This is a genomic window from Candidatus Limnocylindrales bacterium (genome assembly GCA_035626395.1).
In the GTDB taxonomy this organism is placed as follows: domain Bacteria; phylum Desulfobacterota; class Binatia; order UBA1149; family CAITLU01; genus DASPNH01.
In genome coordinates this window covers 21090-44838 of sequence record DASPNR010000031.1, presented here as the reverse complement: position 1 = coordinate 44838, position 23749 = coordinate 21090, and the positions used below count along the sequence as shown (strand labels likewise).

19 protein-coding genes are annotated in these 23749 nt (G+C 67.7%); 9 read left to right on the top strand and 10 right to left on the bottom strand.

The features are described 5' to 3' along the window. Positions 1-9: 9 nt before the first annotated feature. A complete protein-coding gene (locus VEC57_11700; GenBank protein HYB99784.1) occupies positions 10-1113 on the bottom strand; it encodes a hypothetical protein in 1104 nt (367 codons plus the stop codon). Between the two features lie 161 nt (positions 1114-1274). Here VEC57_11700 and VEC57_11695 point away from each other — a divergent pair, with 161 nt between their 5' ends. Continuing rightward, positions 1275-3623, top strand: coding sequence for a thioredoxin family protein (locus tag VEC57_11695; GenBank protein HYB99783.1), 2349 nt, complete (start codon positions 1275-1277; stop codon positions 3621-3623). 7 nt (positions 3624-3630) lie between these two features. On the opposite strand, the gene VEC57_11690 is transcribed toward VEC57_11695, so the two are convergent. Continuing rightward, on the bottom strand, positions 3631-4497 hold the full coding sequence (locus VEC57_11690) for an amidohydrolase family protein (GenBank protein ID HYB99782.1): 867 nt from the start codon (positions 4495-4497) through the stop codon (positions 3631-3633). Positions 4498-4905: 408 nt separating this feature from the next. On the opposite strand from VEC57_11690, the gene VEC57_11685 reads away from it, so the two are divergent. Together VEC57_11685 and VEC57_11680 are read left to right on the top strand one after the other, a co-directional pair. Beyond that, positions 4906-5766 carry a class I SAM-dependent methyltransferase gene (locus VEC57_11685; GenBank protein ID HYB99781.1) on the top strand — a complete coding sequence of 287 codons (861 nt, stop codon included), beginning with the start codon at positions 4906-4908 and terminating at the stop codon, positions 5764-5766. 77 nt (positions 5767-5843) lie between these two features. Further along, entirely contained in the window at positions 5844-6632 is a 789-nt protein-coding gene (locus tag VEC57_11680) for an alpha/beta hydrolase (protein HYB99780.1), read from the top strand. Here the strand turns inward: VEC57_11680 and thyX are convergent. Next, positions 6613-8262, bottom strand: coding sequence for an FAD-dependent thymidylate synthase (gene thyX, locus VEC57_11675; protein HYB99779.1), 1650 nt, complete (start codon positions 8260-8262; stop codon positions 6613-6615). The two genes, VEC57_11680 and thyX, sit on opposite strands and share 20 nt — an antisense overlap. Positions 8263-8538: 276 nt before the next feature. Between thyX and fumC the strand changes: the two genes are divergently transcribed. Further along, positions 8539-9921: a class II fumarate hydratase gene (gene fumC, locus VEC57_11670; GenBank protein HYB99778.1), complete on the top strand. Its 1383-nt coding sequence runs from the start codon at positions 8539-8541 to the stop codon at positions 9919-9921. Here the strand turns inward: fumC and VEC57_11665 are convergent. After that, positions 9918-10073 carry a hypothetical protein gene (locus VEC57_11665; protein ID HYB99777.1) on the bottom strand — a complete coding sequence of 52 codons (156 nt, stop codon included), beginning with the start codon at positions 10071-10073 and terminating at the stop codon, positions 9918-9920. The genes fumC and VEC57_11665 overlap by 4 nt on opposite strands. A gap of 120 nt (positions 10074-10193) precedes the next feature. Between VEC57_11665 and fdhD the strand changes: the two genes are divergently transcribed. The 3 genes from fdhD to ald are packed head-to-tail and all read left to right on the top strand — an operon-like array spanning position 10194 to position 14439. After that, a complete protein-coding gene (fdhD, locus tag VEC57_11660; GenBank protein ID HYB99776.1) occupies positions 10194-11060 on the top strand; it encodes a formate dehydrogenase accessory sulfurtransferase FdhD in 867 nt (288 codons plus the stop codon). Continuing rightward, positions 11057-13324: an FdhF/YdeP family oxidoreductase gene (locus VEC57_11655; GenBank protein ID HYB99775.1), complete on the top strand. Its 2268-nt coding sequence runs from the start codon at positions 11057-11059 to the stop codon at positions 13322-13324. The genes fdhD and VEC57_11655 overlap by 4 nt, the downstream gene beginning before the upstream one ends. Then, a complete protein-coding gene (gene ald, locus VEC57_11650; protein ID HYB99774.1) occupies positions 13321-14439 on the top strand; it encodes an alanine dehydrogenase in 1119 nt (372 codons plus the stop codon). The genes VEC57_11655 and ald overlap by 4 nt, the downstream gene beginning before the upstream one ends. Before the next feature lie 14 nt (positions 14440-14453). On the opposite strand, the gene VEC57_11645 is transcribed toward ald, so the two are convergent. From VEC57_11645 to VEC57_11635, 3 genes are all read right to left on the bottom strand, one after another. Continuing rightward, positions 14454-15389 carry an MBL fold metallo-hydrolase gene (locus VEC57_11645; protein ID HYB99773.1) on the bottom strand — a complete coding sequence of 312 codons (936 nt, stop codon included), beginning with the start codon at positions 15387-15389 and terminating at the stop codon, positions 14454-14456. After that, positions 15386-16231, bottom strand: a complete 846-nt coding sequence (locus tag VEC57_11640) for an SDR family oxidoreductase (protein ID HYB99772.1) — start codon at positions 16229-16231, stop codon at positions 15386-15388. The genes VEC57_11645 and VEC57_11640 overlap by 4 nt, the downstream gene beginning before the upstream one ends. A 146-nt stretch (positions 16232-16377) precedes the next feature. Continuing rightward, on the bottom strand, positions 16378-17229 hold the full coding sequence (locus tag VEC57_11635) for an LLM class F420-dependent oxidoreductase (protein HYB99771.1): 852 nt from the start codon (positions 17227-17229) through the stop codon (positions 16378-16380). Positions 17230-17352: 123 nt separating this feature from the next. Here VEC57_11635 and VEC57_11630 point away from each other — a divergent pair, with 123 nt between their 5' ends. Next, positions 17353-18210 (top strand): hypothetical protein, encoded by an 858-nt coding sequence (locus VEC57_11630; protein ID HYB99770.1) that lies wholly within the window; start codon positions 17353-17355, stop codon positions 18208-18210. 39 nt (positions 18211-18249) lie between these two features. On the opposite strand, the gene VEC57_11625 is transcribed toward VEC57_11630, so the two are convergent. The 3 genes from VEC57_11625 to VEC57_11615 all read right to left on the bottom strand — a co-directional run bounded on the left by VEC57_11625 (position 18250) and on the right by VEC57_11615 (position 22971). Then, positions 18250-19635: a dihydrolipoamide acetyltransferase family protein gene (locus tag VEC57_11625; GenBank protein ID HYB99769.1), complete on the bottom strand. Its 1386-nt coding sequence runs from the start codon at positions 19633-19635 to the stop codon at positions 18250-18252. Then, on the bottom strand, positions 19635-22037 hold the full coding sequence (locus VEC57_11620) for a hypothetical protein (protein HYB99768.1): 2403 nt from the start codon (positions 22035-22037) through the stop codon (positions 19635-19637). Before VEC57_11620 ends, VEC57_11625 begins: the two co-directional genes overlap by 1 nt. Positions 22038-22161: 124 nt before the next feature. Further along, positions 22162-22971, bottom strand: a complete 810-nt coding sequence (locus tag VEC57_11615) for an SDR family oxidoreductase (protein ID HYB99767.1) — start codon at positions 22969-22971, stop codon at positions 22162-22164. A gap of 255 nt (positions 22972-23226) precedes the next feature. Here VEC57_11615 and VEC57_11610 point away from each other — a divergent pair, with 255 nt between their 5' ends. Next, a complete protein-coding gene (locus VEC57_11610) occupies positions 23227-23742 on the top strand; it encodes an Lrp/AsnC family transcriptional regulator (protein ID HYB99766.1) in 516 nt (171 codons plus the stop codon). Positions 23743-23749: the final 7 nt, after the last annotated feature.

Below are 23749 nucleotides of genomic sequence, written 5' to 3'. Positions count from 1 at the left end.
GCCGTTTCCTCAAGCCGGCGATGACGGCGGAAGAGCCAGCCGCGAGTCGAACCAGGTCAGGATCCGATCGTTCTCGTCGCGCGGATAGGTGTGCGAGAGATCGTCGATGGGCCTGTAGACGAGGTCGGCGCCGGCCTGGCGCAGCTCCTCGCTGGCGGCGTCGGCGATTGCCACGGGGAACATCCAATCCAGCTTGCCGTGGACGAGATAGATGCGCTTGCCGCGCGCCCTGGACAGGTTTCCGTTGACCATGTTTGCCGGATGCAGCACGCCCGAGACGGGGGCCAGGTGCGTGTACGGCGCGCCCGGCGACAGGCCTTCGAGCAGCGTGTACGTCGCGCCGTCGGAGATGCCCGTCAGGAGGATGTGGCTGCGATCGAGCCGCCAGCGCGAGGCGATGTATTCGACCATTGCGCGGAGTGAGGCCGAATCGATGTCCGGTCCCGCCAGCGACCAGGTCGAGCCCTGCGCCGTGGCTGCGGCCAGCAGGAAACGCCGGCCCCGTGCCTCGCGCAGCCACGACCACAGGAAGTCGCGTCCGCTGCCGGAGCCGCCGTGCAGCGCGATCACCAGCGGCCATTCGCTGTTGCCGTCGTAGCTCTCGGGCACGTAGAGGCAGAAGCCGCCGCGTGAATCGGCGCCGCGCTCGCCGCCGGTGTGATGCAGCCCTACCGAAACGCCCTCGGGCGGCGTGGCCTCGAGCCGCTCGAGCTGGTCGTGGTAGGCCGGCTCGACGAAATATCGGCTGAGCGGTGGGAAACGATGCAGGCTGTAGAGAGCCTCGCACGCGCGGCAGAACGTGCGCAGGCTGCTCATGATGCGGAAGATCGCGTCACCGGCATCGCTCGGCGACACGAACAGATCGATCGCGCGGTGCGTGAGCTCGGCACCTTCGGCGAAGCGCTCGTGGAAGGAAGTCAGCGGCGCAGGCGGCGTGACTGAACGAAACTGCTCGAGCGCACGTCCCAGTTCCGCATGATGCGGTCGCAGCCAGTCGCGAAGTTTGGGCATCTCGGGCGGATGAAGGAAGCGCGCCGCCGCTTCCATGCCGCCCAGCGCCGCGAGCGTGGCCACGCCCACGCTGCTCAAGGCGTGCTGATATTGATCCGTCATTTGCATGGGGAGCCGGCCAGGCGGCGGAGCCTAGGCCATTCCACGGCCTCGGGAAAGACGCGGCGCGTGCCGGAGCCGATGCGGCGCCGGTCCATGGCGCCAGAGGCCTTGGGGTCGCGAGCGCGTAACGTCGGTGGTATCTCCATCATCTCCTGCAGACGATGAGCCGTAATCCAGCCACCTCCGCGCTCCGTCCCCGCAAGGCCAGCCGGTGGGGCCATGCGCTCGGAACCCTGCTGTTTTTCAGTGCCGTGACGGCGCCTTCCGTCGCCGAGGCCGCGCCCGTGCGCGGCAACTACGCAACCGCGGAGCTGCTGAGCGAGACCACGACCGCACGGCCTGGCACCCCCCTGTCGCTTGGAATCCGCATCGTTCCCGACCCCGGCTGGCACACCTACTGGATCAATCCCGGCCATACGGGACTTGCCGCCAGGGTGAAGTGGGACCTGCCGGACGGCTTCACCGCCGGTCCGCTGCAGTGGCCTCATCCCGATCGCATCGGCGCGCCTCCCTATGTCGGCTACGGCTACAAGGCCGATCTTCTCATGCTCGCGGCGGTCGACGTGCCGCAGGCGGCGTCATCGCAGAAGTCGGCGGCGATCGCCGCCAACGTCAGCTGGCTGGTGTGCCGCGAGGACGCATGCGTTCCGGGCAAGGCCGATCTGACGCTGAACGTTCCGATCGACGCCTCGGCCCCGGCTCCCGACGCGCGCGTGGCGCCGCTGTTCGCACAAGTGCGGCAACGCGTGCCGCGCAATCTCGAAGGCTATTCGGCACGCCTGCGCGATCGCGGCGATTCGATCGTCCTGGAGCTGGAGGGACCGGCGGGCGGCTATCCGTCGACGCAGGACGTCGAGGTCTTCCCCGTCGACTTCAACGTCATCGACGAGAACGTCGCGCCAGTGGCCAGAGCCACCGAGTTCGGGCTGCAGGTCGAGATGCGCAAGCGCCCAAAGTCGCGCGCGCTGCCCGAAAACGTCACCGCGGTGGTGGTCGCCAAGGGCGGTTGGGACGCTGCAGGCAATATTCCGGCGCTGCAGGTCTCGGCGCCGGTGGTGGTCGAAGGTTCGGCAGCAGCGCAGGAGCAGCAGGCCGCGCCGGCCATGCACGACGCGGCGGCTCCGGCGGCGGCCGCGCAGCAACCGATCGGGAGCCCGCCCGCCGAGCGCACGGCGTCTGCCCCTGCGTCAACCGGCGCGGCGCGTACGGACATTGCTCCCGCGGCAGCGCAGGGTGCGGCGAGCCAGCGCATCGACGGGGCCGAAAGCGTCACTCTTGCCCTGGCGCTGGTGCTCGCGTTCGCCGGCGGGCTGATTCTCAACCTGATGCCGTGCGTCTTCCCAGTGCTGTCGCTGAAGATCCTCGGCTTCGTGCACGTGGCGCATGCCGAGGCCTCGCGCGTGCGTCAGCACGGCTTCGTCTTCGCAGCGGGCGTGCTCGTCTCGTTCTGGATCATGGCCGGTGCGCTGCTCGCGCTTCGCGCCGGCGGTCAGGCGCTGGGCTGGGGCTTTCAGCTCCAGGAGCCGGGCTTCGTCGCCGTCCTGGCGCTGCTGCTGTTCGCGATGTCCCTGAACCTCCTTGGCGTCTTCGCCATCGGCAGCATCATCCCCAGCGCCGCCGGCCGCTTCGATTCGCACGACGGCTACCGCGGCTCCTTCTTCAGCGGCGTGCTCGCAACCGTTCTGGCCACACCGTGCACCGCACCGTTCATGGGCGCGGCGCTGGGATTCGCGATGGCGCAGCCGCCGGTCGTGGCCATGGCGGTCTTTACGGCGCTGGGCGCGGGAATGGCCATGCCGTACGTGGTCCTCTCGTGCGTGCCCGCGCTGCTGCGACGGCTTCCGCGGCCCGGTGCATGGATGGAGACGTTCCGGCAGGCGATGGCGTTCCCCCTGATGGCGACGGTTCTGTGGCTGGTGTGGGTGTTCGGCCAGCAGGTGGGCAACGACGGCGTGCTGCGCCTGCTCTCGGGCTTCCTGCTGATCGGCGTGGCCGCATGGGCTGGCGGGCACTTCGGGCCCGCGCCGCTGGCGGCGATCGGACGCGTCGTCGCGCGTGCCACCACGGCCGTTGCACTCGTAGGCGGCGTGGCTCTCGTCGCTTCCGCCGCTTCGCTGCCCACCGCCAGCGAATGCGCTGCTGCCGCCGATGAGGATGGGATCTCCTGGATCCCGTACGACGCCGGCAGGCTCGCCGCGCTGCGCGCCGAAGGAAGGCCGGTGTTCGTCGACTTCACCGCCGCCTGGTGCCTGTCGTGCAAGGTCAACGAGCAGGTCGCGCTCCAGTCGACGGCCGTGCAGAAGAAGATTCGCGAGCTCGACATCGTGGCGATGAAGGGCGACTGGACGCGCGGCGATCCCGAGGTGACACGGGCGCTCGAGTCGTTCGGGCGTAATGGCGTGCCGCTGTACGTGCTCTACCCGCGAGGGAAAGACCGCGACCCGGTCCTGCTTCCCAGCATCCTGACGCCCGAGATCGTGCTGCAAGCGCTCAGCTCGAGCGCCGTCTGAGGCGCAGCTACATCTTCAGGACGCGCAGTGCGTTCTCGCGCAGGAACTTCGGCCACACGTGGTCGCGGAACGGCACCGACGGCATGTCGGTGAAGATGCGCTCCAGGCTCAGGCCCATCGGGAAATAACCGGCGTACATGATCTTGTCGGCGCCGCGCGTGTTGGCGAAGTCGATGATCGCCTTCGGGTAGTACTTGGGCGCGAACGCGCTCGTCGAGTAGTAGAGGTTCGGGTACTTCAGCATGAGCTTGACCATCAGCTCCGTCCACGGCTCGCAGCCATGGCGGGTGACGAACTTCAGCTCCGGGAAGAACCAGCAGACCTCGTCGATCAGCTCGACGTGCTGGCAGGCGGCCGGCACGCGCGGTCCGGGGATGCCGGCGCAGACGAAGATCGGGATGTCCAGATCGACGCAGGCCGCGTAGATCGGAAAGAACTTCTTGTCGTTGATCGGCACCTGCGGCACGCAGCCGGCGGGGAACGCGGTGGCCGCCTTGGCGCCCAGCTCCTCGACCGCGCGCCGGAGGTCGCGAACTCCTTCCATTCCCAGGTTGGGCTCGACCGCGTAGCTGCCGATGAAACGGTCGGGATGCTCGCGCAGCGCCCGGGCTCCCAGCGGGTTGCCGAAGCGGACGCTGATCATGGCTTTCTCGATCCCGTACTTGTCCATCTCGTCGAGGGCGATGCCGATGTAGTCGTCGGACTCGCGCACCGTCGGAACGGCCTTGAACATGTACTCGGCGGGGAACTTGAACAGCTCCCGGCTCTCCTGGTCCATGAGCAGCGGCTTCATGAAGTCGTACCAGGTGCCACGGTCGTCCGTGGGCAGCTCGAGCATGAGATCGATGACGCCGATGTCCTTCGGCATGGCCATGGCTTTTCCTCCGTGGAAGGTGGGGCTGGAAAAATTGGCGAATCCCGCGGCGGGCAGGCCGATTCGGCCGAAACTAGAACACATACCAGGAGCGGACAAACGGCCGCATCGGTGCGCGCGTCCCGGCAGGTGGGGGCGCTGCTGACGCGATGCGACGCGCGACGGCGTCGCGCCGGCGCCGTGCGACGGCGTGACGCATGGCGATGCGGCGACGGTCGCGCTCACCGGCAGAGTGCGAAAGGCGCTCGGCGGCACGGCGCGACGGCGGCGCTCCGGACGCGGCGGCCTTCCTTGCCGCATGCATGGGCGCGTGCCACTTTCCTCGCCGCACGCATTGGATGGGCGTGGGCCAGCACGTAAGCTTCACGGCGCTGGCAGCCCCAGCACATTTCGTCCCAGGAGACAGCCATGACCACTGCTCAGCGCAACGCCAACGCCGAACAGATCCAATACTGGAACGAAGTCGGCGGCCCGAAATGGGTCCGCTTCCAGCAGATGCTCGACAGCCAGCTCGAAGGCCTCGGCATGGCAGCGCTGGAAGCCGCGTCCATCACCGGCAGCGAGAACGTCCTGGACGTCGGTTGCGGATGCGGCAGCACGACGCTGATGCTCGCGCGCGAGCTCGTCAACGGCGGCCGCGCCGTCGGCATCGACATCTCCCGTCCGATGCTCGAGCTGGCACGCCAGCGAGCGCAGCAGGAGAAGCTGCACAACGTCACGTTCGAGGAAGCCGACGCGCAGACGTTCCGCTTTCCCGAGGAGGAGTTCGAGATCCTCTTCTCGCGCTTCGGCGTCATGTTCTTCGAGGATCCCGTCAAGGCATTCGAGAACATGCGCACCGCGCTGCGGCCGGGCGGCCACGTCGCGTTCGTGTGTTGGCAGGCGCCGGATCGAAATCCGTGGATGTCGGTGCCGGTGATGATCGGCATGAAGCACATCCCCCTGGAGATGTCGGCCGGTCCGGACGCGCCGGGTCCATTCGCGTTCGCCGATGCCGACCGCGTGCACCGCATCCTGCGCAACGCAGGTTTCAGCGGAATCTCGGTCGAAGCCTACAACCGCGACCTGACCATCGGCGGCGGCGGCGACGTCGATCAGGCCGTGCAGTTCGTCATGGAGCTGGGGCCGTTCTCGCGAGCGATGGTCGACGTTCCCGAAGCCAAGAAGAGGGAGATCGCCGACGAGATCGCGCAGGCGCTGAAGAGCTTCGAAGGCCCGCGCGGCGTGCGCATGCCGGCGGCCGCCTGGATCGTCACGGCCGAAAACTGAACAGCGGACGGCCACGGCTGCAGCGCTGGCTGCGCGAGATCGGTCGTGCCACGCTCGGCATCGGCGTCGTATTGATCGTGCTGACCGCGCTGCAGAGCCGATTCCTCTACTTCCCGTCCCGCGAGATGGTCGCCAGCCCCGGCGATCTCGGCATTCCCTACCAGGAGGTGCGCCTCCGGACCGAGGATGGCGTTGCCATCCATGGATGGTGGCTGCCGTCCGAAGATGCACCTGCGACGGTGCTCTTCCTGCATGGCAACGCCGGCAACGTCTCCTACTGGCTCGATGCCGTGCGTGGCTACCATGCCTTCGGCTGGAACGTCCTTCTCATCGATTACCGGGGGTATGGCCTCAGCGACGGCTCGCCGAGCGAGGAAGGGACCTACCTCGACGCCAGGGCCGCATGGAAGCACATGACCGAGACCCGCGGCGTCGACCCCTCGCGAATCGTCGTCATCGGACGGTCGCTCGGCGGCGGCGTGGCACTGGGCCTTCTGCAGCATCACAAGCCGGCCGGCATCGTGCTCGAAGCAACCTTCACGTCCATTCCGGACATGGTCGCCCACGTGCTTCGCGTCTCGCTGCTCGGCCATCTCATGCGCATCCACTATCCGAACCTCGAGCGCATCCGCGAGCTGGACGTGCCGGTGCTGGTCGTCCACAGCCCCAACGACGACCTGGTGCCCTACGCGCACGGACGAGCCCTTTTCGAAGCGGCGCCGCATCCCAAGCGCTTCCTAGACATCCGCGGCGGGCACAACGACGGGTTCTTCGAGGCGCGCGAAGACTACCTTCGCGCCGTGAAGGAGTTCGTCGAGGAGGTGGTGGGGCAGCGCCGCGATTCGCTCACTGCGCCCAGGGAATAGGCAGTCCGAGCTCACGCAGCTTGGCCTCGCATTCGCCGCGCTCGCGATTGACCTTCAGCCCCTTGGCGCCCTGCTCGAGCCAACCGTAGCTTGCCGCGGCGCGCATGGCCGCATCGTTGTCGCCGCTGGCCACCGCACGCACCACCGCCATCTCGAGCCGCGTAAGGCCGGTGGCATGGAACTGGTAGTCGAGAAACGCCTCCCAGGCGATGGGCACCCAACGAGCCACGATCTGCTCGCCGATGACCCTGGCGTAGTCGCGGATCTCTTCCTGCGCGTGCGCGTCCATGCGCAGCCGCAGGAAATGGAAGAGGTTGTGGAGGTTGGTCTTCCAGTACGCCTCGGTGTACGTCGACAGCGGAAGATCCTTGCGCGCCTGCTCGCGCGCCACGCCCAGCTGCAGCCGTTCCTGATAGATCTCGCGCGACAGCGCGTGAAGCTGCTGCTCGCGCTCGCTCAGCGCCCGTCCCTGCTCGGAATCGAGATAGCCTTCACTGCCCTGACGATTCCCCGCCGACTGCGCGCGCCACTCGTTCTCGCCTGCACGCTGCGCCGCATCGATCGCGATCGAATAGCGAGTGCTGTACTCATTGACGGAGTTGTGAGTGACGATCCCGTTCGCAATGAAGTTGTGGAACGGGCCTTCCACCTCCAGATCGTACGTCTCCTTTTCTCCGACGTACTCGAAACGTTCGATGCGGACGAGCTTGGCGACCGTGACCTTCTGCTGGTGCACAGGCTTCTTCGGCCACGGTGCGCGCACCGGCTCTCCACCCAGCAACTCCACGAAGGCCAGCTCGCTTCCGGCGGTCTCCTCGATCTTCAGGTTGCGGACGTTGGACTGCTCGTTCAGCCAGTCGCGGTCCTGATGGCCGGCGGGAATCGCCAGCTCGGCTCCGTTCACGTAGACGTGGTGCTCCCCTGCATTCCAGACGGCGCGTCCCTCGCGTTCGCAGAGACCGGCACCCTGCTCGAGCGTCGCCCAGCCCGTACTGAAGAAGAACCTGTGATCCTTCGTCGCCTCGATGCGCTTTCCATCCGCCAGGATCATCGCAAAGACGGGCTTCCGTCCGTTTTTGTAGATGTCGACGACGCGCGTGTGACCGAGGCGGAGCGTATCCTCCTTCATCTGACGTAGGTGCATCCCTCGGATGCCGTCGCGTTGGGAGTGGGAATCTTTCTGTCCTTCCCGACGCGTGCGATTGCAGGCCGGCTGCCATTGCTGCCACAGGTCTTCGATTTTCACCTTGCACAATCGGTCCCCGCGCCGCTGCATTCCGCCGGGCAGGTCGAAATGGATCTCGGTCCCCTCCGCCAGGCAGGCCGTGCGATGTCGGATCCACTGCCGCCAGCAGTCCATCGGGACGCGCACGTGCAGCTTGATGTCGCACATCTCGAACGGCGTGGTGTGCCAGTGACGCATGAGATAGCGGATCAGTCCGCGATCCTCGTGCACCTTCTTGGTGCCGCGCCCATACGAAACGCGCGCCGCCTGCACGATCGACTCGTCGGCGCCCATGTAATCGATGACGCGCACGAAGCCGTCGTCCAGGACCTTGAAGGGAACGCCGAGAATGCTGTCGAGGGCCTCGACGACGGGCCGCTCGACGCGGCTGGCCTCCTCACTCATCTTCCACCTCTGATTGAAAAGTCGGCGAACCTTACCCCCGACGACGAGCCCGAGAAAGAGCGCGCAGGCATGCGGTGCGCAGACGGCAGAGCGGGCCCGCCGCACGCAGGAGCGGCGGTGGCCCGGCAAGTTCGCCGGCACGCCTTCGCAAACGTCGGCGGATGGACTAGCGTTGGATCGAAGCGGCTGCCGCAGGGTGCGCCGCCGTCCGCCGCCGACAGATCTCGTCATGCACGAGGGCCCCTTCGGCACGCCGGCGGACTCGAGGAGACCGAGATGCGAATCGAACGCGACAGCATGGGCGAGATCGAGGTGCGCGAGGATCGCTACTATGGCGCGCAGACCGAGCGCAGCCTTCGCTACTTTCGCATCGGCACCGAGCGTTTCCCGCGCGAGATGATTCGCGCGCTGGGTCTGGTCAAGAAGGCCGCCGCACAGGCCAACGCCGAGCTCGGCGTGCTGCCGAAGGAAAAGGCCGACCTCATCGTCGCCGCGGCCGAAGAAGTCGTCGACGGCAGCCTCGACGAGCATTTTCCGCTGGTCGTATGGCAGACCGGCTCGGGAACGCAGACGAACATGAACGCCAACGAGGTGATCGCCAACCGTGCCAATGAGATGGCCGGTCAGCCGCTCGGCGGGAAGAAGCCGATTCACCCCAACGACGACGTCAACCGCAGCCAGTCTTCCAACGACATCTTCCCGACGGCGATGCACGTCGCCGCCTACTGCCGCATCCGAGAGCACCTGCTGCCGTCGGTGAATCGCCTCGCCGCCGCGCTCGAAGAGAAGGCGTCTGCATTCGCACCCATCGTCAAGATCGGCCGCACGCATCTGCAGGACGCCACGCCGATCACGCTGGGGCAGGAGTTCTCCGGCTACGCTGCCCAGGTCCGCAACGGCATTGCTCGCATCGAGCATGCATCGCGATCGCTGCTGGCGCTGGCGGTGGGCGGCACGGCCGTCGGCACGGGTCTCAATGCACCCGTCGGTTTCGCCGACCTGGCCGCGGCGAAGATCGCGGCGCTCACCTCGCACCCGTTCGCCAGTGCCGGCAACAAGTTCGAAGCGCTGGCGGCGCACGATGCCATCGTCGAAGTGAGCGGTGCGCTGCGCGTGCTGGCGGTGAGCCTGAACAAGATCGCCAACGACATACGCCTTCTGGCTTCGGGTCCGCGCAGCGGCATCGGCGAGCTGCATCTGCCCGAGAACGAGCCGGGCAGCTCCATCATGCCCGGCAAGGTCAATCCCACCCAGTGCGAGGCGATGACGATGGTCTGCGCGCAGGTGCTGGGCAACGATGTCGCCATCGGCATTGCGGGCGCCAGCGGACATCTCGAGCTCAATACGTTCAAGCCGGTGATGATCTGGAACCTGCTGCAATCCATCCGGCTGCTGGGCGACGCATGCGCATCCTTCAACGAGCATTGCGTCGCGGGCATCGAGCCGAACCGCGGCCGCATCGACGAGAACCTGGAGCGCTCGCTGATGCTCGTCACCGCGCTGGCGCCGCTGGTCGGCTACGACGCCGCTGCGCAGATGGCGAAAAAGGCGCACCTCGAGAACAAGACGCTGCGCCAGGCGGCGCTGGAGCTCGGGCTGTGCACCGCCGAGCAGTTCGATGCCGCGGTGCGGCCCGAGAAGATGGTGATGCCCGGTTAGTTGACGGCCACCGGCGCAGGCGCCGCCGGCGGTGCCTGATCGCGCAGGACCACCCACGCGCACACGAAGGCCGCAATCACGGCCAGCGAGACGAACAGCACCACGCCGACGACGGCGTCCTTGCGATTGGCATCGGCCGAACGCTTTGCCACTTGACCCCCGGCAGCCGGTGCCCGTGCACCCGCGCGAGCCGACTCTAGGACTGTCAGGCAGCCCGAGCGAGCGCCACGTGCCGACATGACCGGTTTTTCTGCTAGGCTCGACCGCTGACGATGCGCCCTCGACGCACCGACGACATCACCTCCGCACTCGAGCCCGCTGCCGGCGCGCAGCCGGTTCGCCTGCGACGGCTCGAGCACGGCCGCGCCACCGACGACGCCGACGAGGTCGTCAGCGAGGAGCCGCTCGAGATCCAGCTCGGACCGGTCTCGCTGGCCGTCGTCATGCGCACACCCGGGCACGACGAGGAGCTGGCGCTGGGATTCCTGGTCACCGAACGCATCGTCGCCAAGCCCGAAGACATCTACTCCATCCGGCATTGCACGGCCGTGGTCTCGCCCGAGGCGCAGGACAACATCATCCGCGCGACGCTGGCCCCGCACGTCTCCGTCGATCTGACGCTCCTGCGTCGCAACCTGTACGCCAGCAGCAGCTGCGGCATCTGCGGAAAGGCGACCATCGAGAACGTCATGGCCGTCGCGCCGCCGCTCACCGACGAGACGGTCTTCGATCCCGAGGTGCTGGCGTCGATGCCGCCGCGCTTGCGCGAGCGCCAGGCCATCTTCGCGCGCACAGGCGGCCTGCACGCGGCCGGCCTTTTCGATACCGCCGGGAATCTTCTCGTCGTGCGCGAGGACATCGGCCGGCACAATGCCGTCGACAAGGTGATCGGCTGGGCGCTGCGCAACGCACGCATGCCGCTGGCCGGTCACGCGCTCATGGTCTCGGGTCGCATCTCCTACGAGGTGGTGCAGAAGGCGCTGGCCGCGCGCATCCCTGTGATCGCGGCGGTTTCGGCGCCGTCCTCTCTCGCAGTGGCGCTGGCCGAGGCTTCCGGAATGGCGCTGGTCGGCTTCCTTCGCGGACAGGCGATGAACGTGTACGCCAACACGAGCCGAATACGGCAAAGGTCAACGTGAGCGAGAAGGTCGGGACATCCAAGGCAGCGGCCGGAATGGACGCCGTGGTGCACGCGCTGCGGCGCACGTTCCACGAAGCCGGCGTCAGCCGCGGCACGCGCGCGCTGTACCGTCTCAATCAGGAGGGCGGGTTCGACTGTCCCGGCTGCGCCTGGCCCGAGGCCGGCGACCGGTCTTTCGCCGAATTCTGTGAGAACGGGGCCAAGGCGGTCGCGCACGAAGCCACGACCAAACGCGTCGACGCCGACTTCTTCGCGCGCTGGCCCGTCTCGCGCCTGCGCGAGCAGAGCGCGCACTGGCTGGAGGCGCAGGGAAGGCTGACTCAGCCGATGATCCGCCGCGCCGGCCGTGATCACTATGAGCCGATATCGTGGGAGGAGGCGCTCGGACACATCGGCAGCAAGCTGCGCTCGCTGGGCTCGCCCGACCAGGCCGTCTTCTACACCTCGGGCCGCACCAGCAACGAGGCAGCCTTCCTGTATCAGCTCTTCGTGCGCGAGCTGGGCACCAACAACCTGCCCGACTGCTCGAACATGTGTCACGAGTCCAGCGGCATCGGCCTCGGCGAGACGATCGGCGTCGGCAAGGGCACGGTCAGCCTCGACGATTTCGCCGAGGCCGATGCGATCTTCATCCTCGGGCAGAACCCCGGCACCAATCACCCTCGCATGCTGACGACGCTGCAGCGTGCCAAGGAGCGCGGCTGCAGGATCGTCAGCATCAATCCGCTGCGCGAGCTCGGCCTGGTGCGGTTCTCCAATCCGCAGCGGCCGCTGGAGCTGCTCGGCGGCCGCAGCACCGAGCTGTCCGACCTCTACCTGCAGGTCCGCATCGGTGGCGACGTCGCCCTTCTCAAGGGCATCATGAAGCACGTGCTCGAGATGGAGAGCGCGCGGCCCGGCAAGGTACTCGACCACGAGTTCCTCGACCGGCACACCGTCGGGTTTCCGGAGCTGCGGCAGCACGTGGTTGCGACGCCGTGGGAGGACCTCGAAGAGGAAAGCGGCATCGATCGCGGCCGGATGGCCGAGGCCGCACGCATCTACACCGAGGCTCGCAACGTCATTGCGTGCTGGGCGATGGGTCTGACGCAGCACAAGAACGGCGTCGCCAACGTCCGCGAGGTCACGAACCTTCTGCTGCTGCGCGGCAACATCGGCCGCCCCGGCGCCGGCGTCTGTCCCGTGCGCGGGCACAGCAACGTGCAGGGCGACCGCACCATGGGCATCGTCGAGCGGCCGACCGCCGCGTTTCTCGAACGGCTCGAGCGCGAGTTCGGCTTCGCGCCGCCGCACGCGCCCGGCCTCGACACCGTCGAGACGTTGCGCGCGATGCTCGACGGCAAGGTGCGCGTGTTCTTCGCGATGGGCGGCAACTTCGCGGCCGCAACGCCCGACAGCGAGCGCGCCGAGCAGGCGCTGTCGAAATGCGAGCTGACGGTGCAGGTCTCGACCAAACTCAACCGCTCGCACGTGGTCGGCGGCGCCGAGGCGATCATCCTGCCGACGCTGGGACGCACCGAGCGCGACCGCCAGGCCGGCGGCGAGCAGTTCGTGACCGTCGAGGACTCGATGAGCATGGTGCACCGCTCGCAGGGACACCTGTCGCCGGCGTCCGAGCATCTTCGCAGCGAGCCCGCCATCGTTGCGGGGCTGGCGCGCGCCACGCTCGGCAACCGCACCAAGGTCCCGTGGGAGCACCTGGTGGGTAACTACGACCGCATCCGCGATCGCATCGAGCGCGTCATCCCCGGCTTCGATCGCTTCAACGAACGCGTCCGGCAGGAGTGCGGCTTCCGTCTGCCCAACGGCGCGCGGGAGCGCCGCTTCGCCACCGAGGGCGGGCTTGCACGGCTGACCATCAACCCGATGACAGGGCGCCGCCTCGCCCACGGCGAACTGCTGCTGATGACGATCCGCAGCCACGACCAGTTCAACACCACGATCTACGGCCTCGACGATCGCTACCGCGGAATCGAGGGACGGCGAAACGTCGTGTTCCTCAACGATGCGGATGCGGCCGATCTGGGCCTGTCGCCCGATGACGAAGTCGATCTGACCAGCCGCTACGAGGGTGTCACGCGAACCGTGCGCCGCTTCCGCGTGATTCCCTACGACATCCCTCGCCGGTGCGCGGCCGCTTACTTTCCCGAGGCTAATCCGCTGGTGGCGCTGGAGAGCTTCGCCGACGGCAGCCGCACCCCCACCTACAAGTCGATCGTCGTCACGATCTCGCGCTCGCAGGACGGGGGAAACTCGCGGTGATCGTCGGCATCCCGAAGGAGATCAAGGCCGACGAGGCTCGCATCGGACTGACGCCGGCCAGCGTGCGCGAGCTGGTGCACCACGGGCACGAGGTGCTGGTCGAGACCAGGGGCGCGCATGCCATCGCGCTGGACGACGACCTGTACCGCAGCGTCGGCGCCACCATCGCCGCAAGTGCCAAGGACGTCTTCGAGCGCGCCGACCTCATCGTCAAGGTCAAGGAACCGCAGCCGTCAGAACTGGCGATGCTGCGGGAGGGTCAGGTGCTGTTCACGTATCTTCATCTGGCGGCCGATGCCGAGTTGACGCGCAGCCTGGCGGCCACCGGCGCCGTAGGCATCGCGTACGAAACGGTGACGGACGCGCGCGGCGGGCTCCCGCTTCTGGCGCCGATGAGCGAAGTGGCCGGACGCATGTCGATCCAGGCCGGCGCGCATTGCCTGGAGCTGCCGCGCAAGGGTCGCGGCATGCTGCTTGGCGGCGTGGCCGGCGTGCAGGCGGCCGACGTGCTCATCATCGGCGGCGGCGTCGTCGGCACCAACGCCGCGCGCATGGCCATGGGCCTGGAGGCGCGCGTCACCATCATCGACAAGTCGTTGCCGCGCCTCTACGAGCTCGACCTGCAGTTCGGCGCGAAGCTCAACACCGCCTTCGCAACCGTGGATGCGATTGAGCACCATGTTGCCGAGTCCGACCTGGTGGTCGGGGCGGTGCTGGTTCCCGGCGCCGCGGCGCCCAAGCTCGTCAGCCGCGACATGGTTCGCACGATGCGGCGTGGCTCGGTCATCGTCGATGTGTCCATCGACCAGGGCGGCTGCTTCGAGACCAGCCGCCCCACCACGCATGCCAATCCGACGTACGTCGACGAGGGCGTGGTGCACTACTGCGTGACGAACATGCCCGGAGCGGTGGCGCGCACCTCCACGTTCGCGCTCAACAACGCGACGCTGCCGTTCGTGCTGGCGCTGGCGAACAAGGGCTGGCGCACCGCGCTGATGGACGATCCGCACCTGCGCAACGGTCTCAACGTGTGCGGAGGCAAGGTCACGCACGCGGCGGTGGCCGCCGCGGTGGGCGGCGAATATCTCGAGCCGATGAAAGCCCTCGTCGTCTGAATGGGACCCGTTCTTCAGCTGCGGCGCGCTTCCATCTCTTCGGCGAGCGTTCCCATCTCCCGCAGCACCGTGATCGCATCGACGCTGGCTTCGTAGTCGCCGCGCAGCTCGCGGTAGGCGCGACGCACGTTGAAGATCACGCGTTCCGGCTCGGTCCAGTCGGCGTAGGGGCCCAGGTCCATGCGGCGCGCCGCGTCCATCTCGCTTAGGCCCTGGTTATAGAAGGCACGCGACTCCGCCAGCACGTACTCGAAGTAGCGCCGCACCTCCATCACGCCCGCCACGTCGGTAGGCGGCCCGTGCCCCGGCACGACGACGTCCGGCTCGAGCTCGGCAATGCGGTCGAGCGCGCGGAACCACTGCGCGTACGTTCCCTCCCATCCGATCGGAGTGCAGCGGTTCCACATCACGTCGCCACCAAAGACGACGCGCTGCCCCGGCAGGTGCACGATCGCATCGCCCATCGTGTGCGCAGGACCCACGTAGAGGATCTCGACGGCAACACCGTCCAGATCGAGGTCCAGACGCTCGTCGAACACGTGGTTGGGCGGTGTGATGCGAATGCCGCGGAAGTCGTAGTCGGCCAGCGCCCTGCTGAAGCGCTCCAGTCCCTCCGGCAGCGGCCCCTCCAGCATGGCCTGCAGCACGTCGGGCTGGATGTCGTGCAGCATCCCCTGCGCGCATTCGCGGTGGCCGATGATCTCCGCACCTTCGAGGAGCTGATTACCCCAGCAGTGATCGCCGTTGTGATGGGTGTTGACGACCCGCTGCGGCGGCTGCGGATGCACCGTCGCGTACGTCTCGAGCATCGCACGCGTGCGCGGGAGGTCCCACAGCGTATCGACGACAAGGCCGCCGCCGCGCGCGATCAGGCCCGAGTTGCTCCAGCCCAGGCCATGGTCGGGCTGCAGGTAGGCATAGATGTCGGTGGCGAGCTTCTCGAGCTTCATGAGTGGGATCCTCGCCCGAACGCTTCGTCGAACAGTGCCTGATTCAGGCCGTAGCTCTGAGCGCCGCCGGCCACGTAGATCACTTCACCGGTGATCCACGACGCCGCCGGCGACGCGAGATAGGTCACGGCGTACGCAGCTTCTTCCGGGCGACCGAAGCGCGGAATGGGAATTCCTTCGCACATCTTGTCGATGTCGGGATGGTAGGTCGTCTCGAACGCGGCCGTGCGGATGGCGCCTGGGGCCACGCAATTGACGCGCACTTTCGGCCCCCACTCGTACGCCAGCGTTCGCGACAGCTCGAGCACGCCGGCGCGTGCTGCGCCGGTGTGCGCGATGCCCGGAAACCCGCGGCCGACCACGGCGATCACGTTGACGATGGCGCCGCCCTGCCCTTCCAGCATGGCGACGCCGAAGACCTGCGTCATGTTCCACGTGCCGGTCAGATTGGTTTCGATGACGGCATTCCAGCCTTTCGGCCGAAAATCCCGCGCGGGTTGGGCGAACTGGCCGCCGGCATTGTTCACCAGGATGTCGATGCGCGGGTACAGGGAATGCGCGCGCTCGGCCAGTGCCTCGACGGCCTCGCGACTGCGGATGTCGACCATGCCGGTTTCGACGCGACGGCCGGTGGCGGAACGGATTTCGGAAGCCGCGTGCTCGAGCCGCTCGACGTTGCGTGCAGCGATCAGCAGATCGGCGCCCGCGGCTGACAGCTGGTCGGCGATCGCGCGGCCCAGACCGCTGCCGCCGCCGGTAACCAGCGCCGTCTTGCCGGCCAGGAGATCGCTCGCGAAAACCTGGCGAGGAAGCGGTGGCGGATCGATCAGACGCGTGGCCATGCGGCATCAAGACCTATCGCGGGAGGTCCGGCGTTGAAAGCAGGCCGTGCTCGCGTCGTCGCTCACTCGATGCAGCGTCGTGGGTGATCTCGCGGCGACGCAGCCAGACGCCACAGCCGGCGACTCAGCTGCGTGCATCGCTGCGTTCACGCCGGGCGGCCGACCGCTTTCACCACCGCCTCCACGGTCGATCCGAGCTGATCGGGATCGGAGCAGTCCGTGAAGTACAGACACAGGTGTTGGCAGCCTGCAGCAACCAGCGCTTCCGAAAGCATCACCGCCATCTCGGCGCCCTGGCTGGCAAAGACGTGACTCGAAAGCGTGATTTCCGCCGGATCGCGCCCGACCGTCTCGCAATGACGGTGCAGGATCTCGACCTTCTCTCGGAACATGTCGGCCGGACCGCCGACGAAGTTCCAGTCGTCGGCCCAACGCGCGCAGATCTTGAGCATCCGTTTTTCGCCGAGGCCCCCGATGACGAACGGCGGCCGCGGCGTCTGCACGGGCTTTGGCTGGCAGCGCGCGTTGCTGAGCGTGTAATGCGTGCCGTCGAAGCTGGTCGCCTCGTTGCGCAGCATGGAGTCCAGGATCGTGACCGCCTCCTCGAACTGATCGAGACGCTGCTTGATGGGCAGGAGGGGGATGCCGTAGTTGTCGGCTTCTTCCTGCATCCACCCCGCGCCCAGGCCGAGATCGAGACGGCCGCCCGAGAGAACGTCGAAGGTGGACGCCATCTTGGCCAGCAGCCCCGGGTGGCGATACGGAACCGCCGTCACCATGAGTCCCAGGCGCAGCCGCCTGGTGACGCCGGCCAGATACGACAGCGCCGTCCAGCCTTCGAAGCAGGGGCCGCTCGTATTGCCGTAGATCGGATAGAAGTGGTCGAAGAGGAAACCGCCGTCCAGGGCATCGATGGAATCGGCATCAGTCCAGAAGCGAAGGATGTCTTCCCAGCGGTTGTCGGCAGGGTTGGTCTTGAACGTGATGCGCCGGAGCATGGGTCGACACTGCCGCAGCCGGCGGTCCGAAGAAAGCTTCGCGCGCAGCACCGGCAAGGGCCTTGCTCTCCGGGAGCGGGCGCGCCAAAGCTCGTACGTCGAGCCCGCTCGAGAGGTATCGCCATGACCTTCATCACGCGTTCTGTCGCTTGCGCAACCCTGATCCTCCTGCATGCCGCCGCAGCCGGCGCCGCCTTCAACGTCCCCGGCACTGCCAACCCCAATCTTGCCGGCCGGGCCGACGGCTACTCGTGCTGCTCGGGCGACAGCGTACCCGGACAGTCGCCCGTGCAGGTGACGGCCATCGACATCGATGCGTGCGCGAGGCTCAGCTTCGCGGTCAGCGGAAAAGTCTCCTACGTGCCGAGCTCGCCGATGGGTGACAATCCCGATGGTGACGAGGCTTTCAGCATGACCAACTATGGCGACGGCATCTCCGCTCCGGCCAACATCCGCGCCAACGCGCTCGTCGGGGTGTTCCTCGGCGAGGAAGCGCCGACGGGACAGACGACGCCGGCCCAGCTCGATTTCGGCGCAGGACTGGACTTCCACTCGATCGCTCCGGCCGTCGGACAGATCTTCTTCATCGGCGACGGTCTGACCTCGGACACGAACGCGGGCATGGACAACGGCGTCGAGCAGACGTTCACGGTGCCGCCGGATGCCACACGGCTGTTCCTCGGTACCGCCGACGGCACCGGCTGGTTCAACAACAGCGGCAGCTTCACCGTCGACGTTGCCAGCACACCCGAGGAATCGCCGTTCGAATGCGGCGATCCCGCCGATCCGCCCGGCGTGACCGCGACCGATGCACTGCTGGTCCTGCGCGCGGCGGTCGGAAGCGCATTGTGTCTGGAGTGCGTGTGCGACGTCGATGCCTCCGGCGCGACGGTGGCCACCGATGCGCTGGCGGTACTGCGACACGCGGTCGGGCAGGAAGTGCCGCTGCTATGCAGCTGCTGCGGCGGCAGCATCGAGTAGCGTCTCCAGCCAGACAGCGTTCGCCGTCGTCGGCAACGGCTAGAGCAGCATCCGCGCCGGCTCCTCGAGAAGGCGGCGGATGTGCGCCAGCAGCCGTGCACCGATGGCGCCGTCGATGACGCGGTGGTCCGCCGAGAGCGTCAGCGTCATGACGTGGCCCGGCTCGATGCGGCCATCACGCACCACCGGTCGCTCTTCGGCGGCGCCGACGCCCAGGATGCATGCCTGCGGCGGGTTGATGATCGCGTACATCGTTGCCACGCCGAACATTCCCAGATTGGAGACGGTAAAGGTGCCGCCGTCGTACTCGTGGGGCGCAAGGCTGCCGGCTCGGGCACGCGCAGCCAGGTCGGTGATGCCGGCGCAGATCGTGGCAAGGCCTGCCTTGTCGGCGTCGCGCAGCACGGGCGTGACCAGACCGTCGTCGAGCGCGACGGCCACCGCGATGTCGACACCCTCATGCTGCGCCGCGCCCGCTTCCGTCCAGGATGCATTGGCGGCCGGCACCGCCCGCAGCGCCAGCGCGGCGGCCCGCACCACGAAATCGTTCAGCGAAAGCTTGACCGGCGAATCCTCGTTCAGGCGCCGGCGCGTCGCCAGCAGGCTGTCGACGCGGCAGTCCACCGACAGATAGAAGTGCGGGATCGTCTGCTTGGCGCGCGTCATGCGTTCGGCGATGGTGCGGCGCATGCGTGTGGATCGCACCGCCTGGTCGCCGCGCGGAGCGCGCGCCGCGGTCGGCGGTTCATCCCGACCACGAACCGCCGCTTCCACGTCGGCCTTGCGGATGATGCCGTCGAGGCTGCTCGAGGTCAGCGTCGAAAGATCGAGGTTGGCCTGCGCTGCCATGCGCCGCGCCAGCGGTGTTGCGGCGACCTCATCGTGATTCTCGCGATGACCGTTGGAGCCGGGCCGAGGCTGCGGAATGCCCGTGGCAGGCGCGGCCATGACGCCGGCACCGGCCTCTTCGACTGCCTGCTGGCCGGCAACGACGACGCTGCCCGCCACCGATGCCGCGGTCTCGCCGCCGCCGGTGAGCTCGGCAGCGGAGACCTCCTCGCCAATCGCGCCCACATCGGCGGCCATCTGGCTGTTTCCGGCGAAGCCGACGTGTGCGGGCGCGGCGTCGCCAGCCGAGCGTGAGCCTTGCACTTCGCCGTGCTCCGGCTGCGCCGCCGCCGATGCCTGTTTCTCGATCAGCGCCAGAACCGTTCCAACCGGCACCTGCTCCTGCCCCGCTTCGACGAGAATGCGTGCAAGCACGCCATCGGCGGGCGCTTCCAGATCGACCGTCGACTTCTCCGTCTCGATCTCCGCGATCGCATCGCCCTGGCGCACCGGATCGCCTTCCTTGCAGAGCCAGGCGATGACCGCAGCTTCGGTCATCGAGTCGGACAGCTTGGGCATCGCCACCTCGATCGGCATCACAGCGACTCCAGGCACGCGCGCGCAGCGGCGTCGAGGATGGCGTCGACATCGAGGCGGTGATGCCGGTACAGGTCGACGATGTCGGCCGACTGGCCGAAGCGGTCGTTGCCCAGGGCGACGATGCGATGGCCGCAGACGGCGCCCAGCCAGGAGAGCGTGGCGGGGTGCCCGTCCAGGATGCTGACGAGCGCCGCGCGCGGCGACAGCGCCGAAAGCGCGCGCTCGACGGGACTGCGTGCGCCGGCATTGCCGCCGGCACGCTCGTTCTTGGCGGCCAGCCAGCCGGCGTGACAGCGGTCGGGCGACGTCACCACCAGAAGGCCTGCACCCGGCTCATCCTGGCGCACGATCTCCAGAGCCTGCCGCGCCTCCTGCGTCACCACGCCGCTGCTGACGATGGCCAGTGTCGCATCGTGTGCCGGCGGCTCGAGCCAGTACGCTCCCGAGACGATGTCCTGCTCGAGCGCCTCGTCGATCTCGCGCGCCGGCTGATCGAGCTGGCGAGTCGACAACCGCAGATAGACGGCGCTGCCCTCGGGCCGCTGCATGTGCTCGAACGCGAAGCGCAGGATCACCGCCAGCTCGTCCACGTAGGATGGCTCGAAGGAGATGAGGCCCGGCTGGCCCATGCCGATCAGTGGCGTCAGCACCGACTGATGCGCGCCGCCTTCGGGCGCCAGCGTCAGTCCCGACGGCGTGGCCACCAGCAGGAAGCGTGCATCCTGGTAGCAGGCATAGTTGAGCGCATCCAGCCCGCGGCTGATGAACGGATCGTAGAGCGTGCCGATGGGCAGCAGGCGCTCTCCGAAGAGCGAGTGCGACAATCCGAGCGCCGCCAGCAGCAGGAAAAGATTGTTCTCGGCGATGCCGAGCTCGATGTGCTGTCCCTTGACCGATGCGACCCAGCGCTGGGTCGTGGCCAGGTTCCCGGCGACGAACGCGTCCGTGCGAGGCTGCGCGGAGCGGTCGAAGATGCCGCGACGGTTCACCCACGGACCGAGGTTGGTCGAGCTGGCTACGTCGGGCGAGGTGGTGACGATGCGGTCGGCCAGCTCGCCGCCGCCGCGCGCGAGGTCGCTCAGGATGCGGCCGAACCCTTCCTGCGTCGACATCTGCTCGCCGCGCGGCGCGGTGAGGCTGCCCGCCACCGGCACGATGCCGGCGCCGTAGCGGCGCGGCGGATGCGCAGCCAGCGGCGTCCGCTCGAGGAAGCGCGCCAGCTCCTGCTCGTCGACGCCTGCCCCTTCCAGCGGCTCCCACTCGTGTCCGGGCCGCACGCGCATCGAAGCGCGAAACGCCTCCATCTGCTCGACGCTCATCAGCCCGGCGTGATTGTCCTTGTGCCCGGCGAAGGGAAGGCCGTAGCCCTTGATCGTGTAGGCCAGAAAGCACGTCGGCGTGTCGTCGTGCACGCTCTCGAACGCGTCGAGGATCGTAGGCATGTCGTGCCCGCCGAGATTCGTCATCAGCGCGTGCAGCCGGTCGTCGTCGTGCTCGTCGAGGATCTCGGCGATGCCGGAGGTGCCGGCAAGATCGTGCTGCAGCCGCTCGCGCCAGCCGGCGCCGCCGCGGTAGACGAGCGAGGAGTAGAGCGAGTTGGGGCACGTCTCGATCCACTGCCTCAGCGCATCGCCGCCGCGCCGCGCGAACGCCTGCTCCAGGCCGCGGCCGTACTTCATCGTGACGACGCGCCATCCCATGCTCTCGAACAGCGAGTCGATGCGCTGGAACAGCCGGTCCTCGATCACCATGTCCAGGCTCTGGCGGTTGTAGTCGATGATCCACCAGACGTCGCGCACGTCGTGCTTCCAGCCTTCGAGCAGGCATTCGAAGACGTTGCCTTCATCGAGCTCGGCATCGCCGGCGAGCGCGATCATGCGTCCGGACGTCAGCGAGGCATCGCCGAGGTTCTTCAGCCGCACGTAGTCGCGCACCAGCGCCGCAAAGCTCGTCATCGCAACGCCGAGACCAACCGAGCCGGTGGAGAAATCTACGTCGTCGGCGTCCTTGGTGCGCGACGGGTAGGATTGCGCGCCGCCGAAGGCGCGGAAACGCTCGAGCGCCTCGCGGCTCTGACGGCCGAGCAGGTACTGGATGGCGTGGTAGATCGGGCTGGCGTGCGGCTTGACGGCCACGCGGTCGGCGGGGCGCAGCACGTCGAAGTACAGCGCCGTCATCAGCGTGACGACGGACGCCGACGAGGCCTGGTGGCCGCCGACCTTCAAACCGTCGCGCTTGGGCCGCAGATGGTTGGCGTTGTGGATGGTCCAGCACGCCAGCCACAGAACCTTGCGCTCGAGCTCGCGAAGGCGGGCCAGGCGCCGGGCCTCAGCCGGATCCCTAGGCTCAGGGTCGCGGGGGAAGAAGGAGGGTGGTTGGGCAACGGCCTGCGTGGACACCTGCGGCGCTCCTCCTGGAAGCGCCGCAGGATAGCCCGTCCGTTGCGGCAGGTGCTTGCGATTCGTTGCCGAAGCGGCGCCGATAGCGCAATATCATTGCGCGCATCTACTCGCGGTGAGCGAATTATTCCAAACGAAGGCCGCCGTTGGCCTGGAGCACGATGCCCGTGACGTAGGCCATCAGCTTGCCGTCAGCCAGGGCGGCGACCGTGCGGGCCATCTCCACCGGTTCGCAGACGCGCCCGATCAGCGTCGCCCGCGACATCGCCTCGATCCCTTCGGCCCCCACTCCGGCCAGCATCGGCGTGTTCACCGGCCCTGGAGAGATGGCGTTGACGCGCGCGCCATAGGCGGCGAACTCGCGCGCCGTCGTCTTGGTCATCGATTCGATGGCGCCCTTGGCGGCAGTGTAATCGATCTGCCCGATGTTTCCGTTGCGCGCGCTGACCGACGAGAAGTTGACGATGAAGCGATTGACGCCGTCGCGCAGCGGCTTCTTGCCGTTGGCGTTGAAGCGGTTGTGCCAGTCCTGGAACGCGACCTCGCGCGTGAACAGGAACGTGCCGTGCAGATGCACGCCGAGCACGGCCTTGAAGTCGTCGAAGCTCTTCTTGACGATGCGCGCATCGCGCGTGATGCCGGCGACGTTGACGAGCCCGTTGATCTGGCCGCTTGCCTCCATCACGGCCGCCACTGCATTCCTGACGTCCTGCTCCTGCGCGACGTTGGCCGCGATCGTCAGAGGCTCGACCGCCGCGTAGCTCTTCATCTCGGCCTTGGCCTCTTCCAGGCGCCCCGGATCCAGGTCGACGAGCGCAACGCGCGCGCCATGCGCGGCCAGCACCGCCGCAACGCGGTTGCCTATGCCCTGCGCGGCTCCCGTGACGATGTGGGTCTCTCCAGCGAACGCGCCGGCGCGAAGTACCAGTTCCATTGCATTGACTCCTCGAGAACGATGCGGCCACGCCGTTTATGGCCGCTTCAACGCCCAACGGCAAAACCAGCCGGCAACGAGGTCAGGTCTTGCATCTGAGCATTCTCATCGCCGCCGGCTGCCGTGTCGGGCGCGGCGACCGCGCATGCAGAGCGTGAAGCTCTCGAACTCGCGCGCCGCGGTGGCGCAGCTCGTCACCGTCGCAGGCAGAGCGTGAGCCAACCCGCATCGGACGACGACATGCAGGAGACGATCATGACCAGAACAGGAAAGACCGGCGCAGGCACCGGCGCTACGCCCGCAAGGCGCACCCTCGACGCAATTGACCGGAGAATCCTCGATGCGCTGCAGCAGGACGCGCGGCTGTCCAATGTCGATCTGGCCGCGAAGGTCGGCCTTTCGGCGAGCCCGTGCCTTCGACGCGTGGCCGAGCTCGAACAGGCCGGCTTCATCCAGCGCTACGTGGCGCTGCTCGACCCCGCGGCTCTCGGGCTCGGAGTCAGCGTCTTCGTGCAGGTGAGCCTGGAGAAGCAGGCGGTGCAGGGCCTCGGCGTCTTCGAGGAGCACGTGCTCGCGCGGCCCGAGGTGATGGAGTGCTACCTCATGACCGGAGACGCCGATTACCTGCTGCGCGTCGTCGTCCCGGACGTCGCCGCGTTCGAACGCTTCCTGCTCGACCACCTCACGCGCATCCCGGGCGTGGCGAGCATCAAGTCGAGCTTTGCACTCAAGCAGGTCAAATATCGCACGGCGCTGCCCATCGGCGAATGATCCGCAT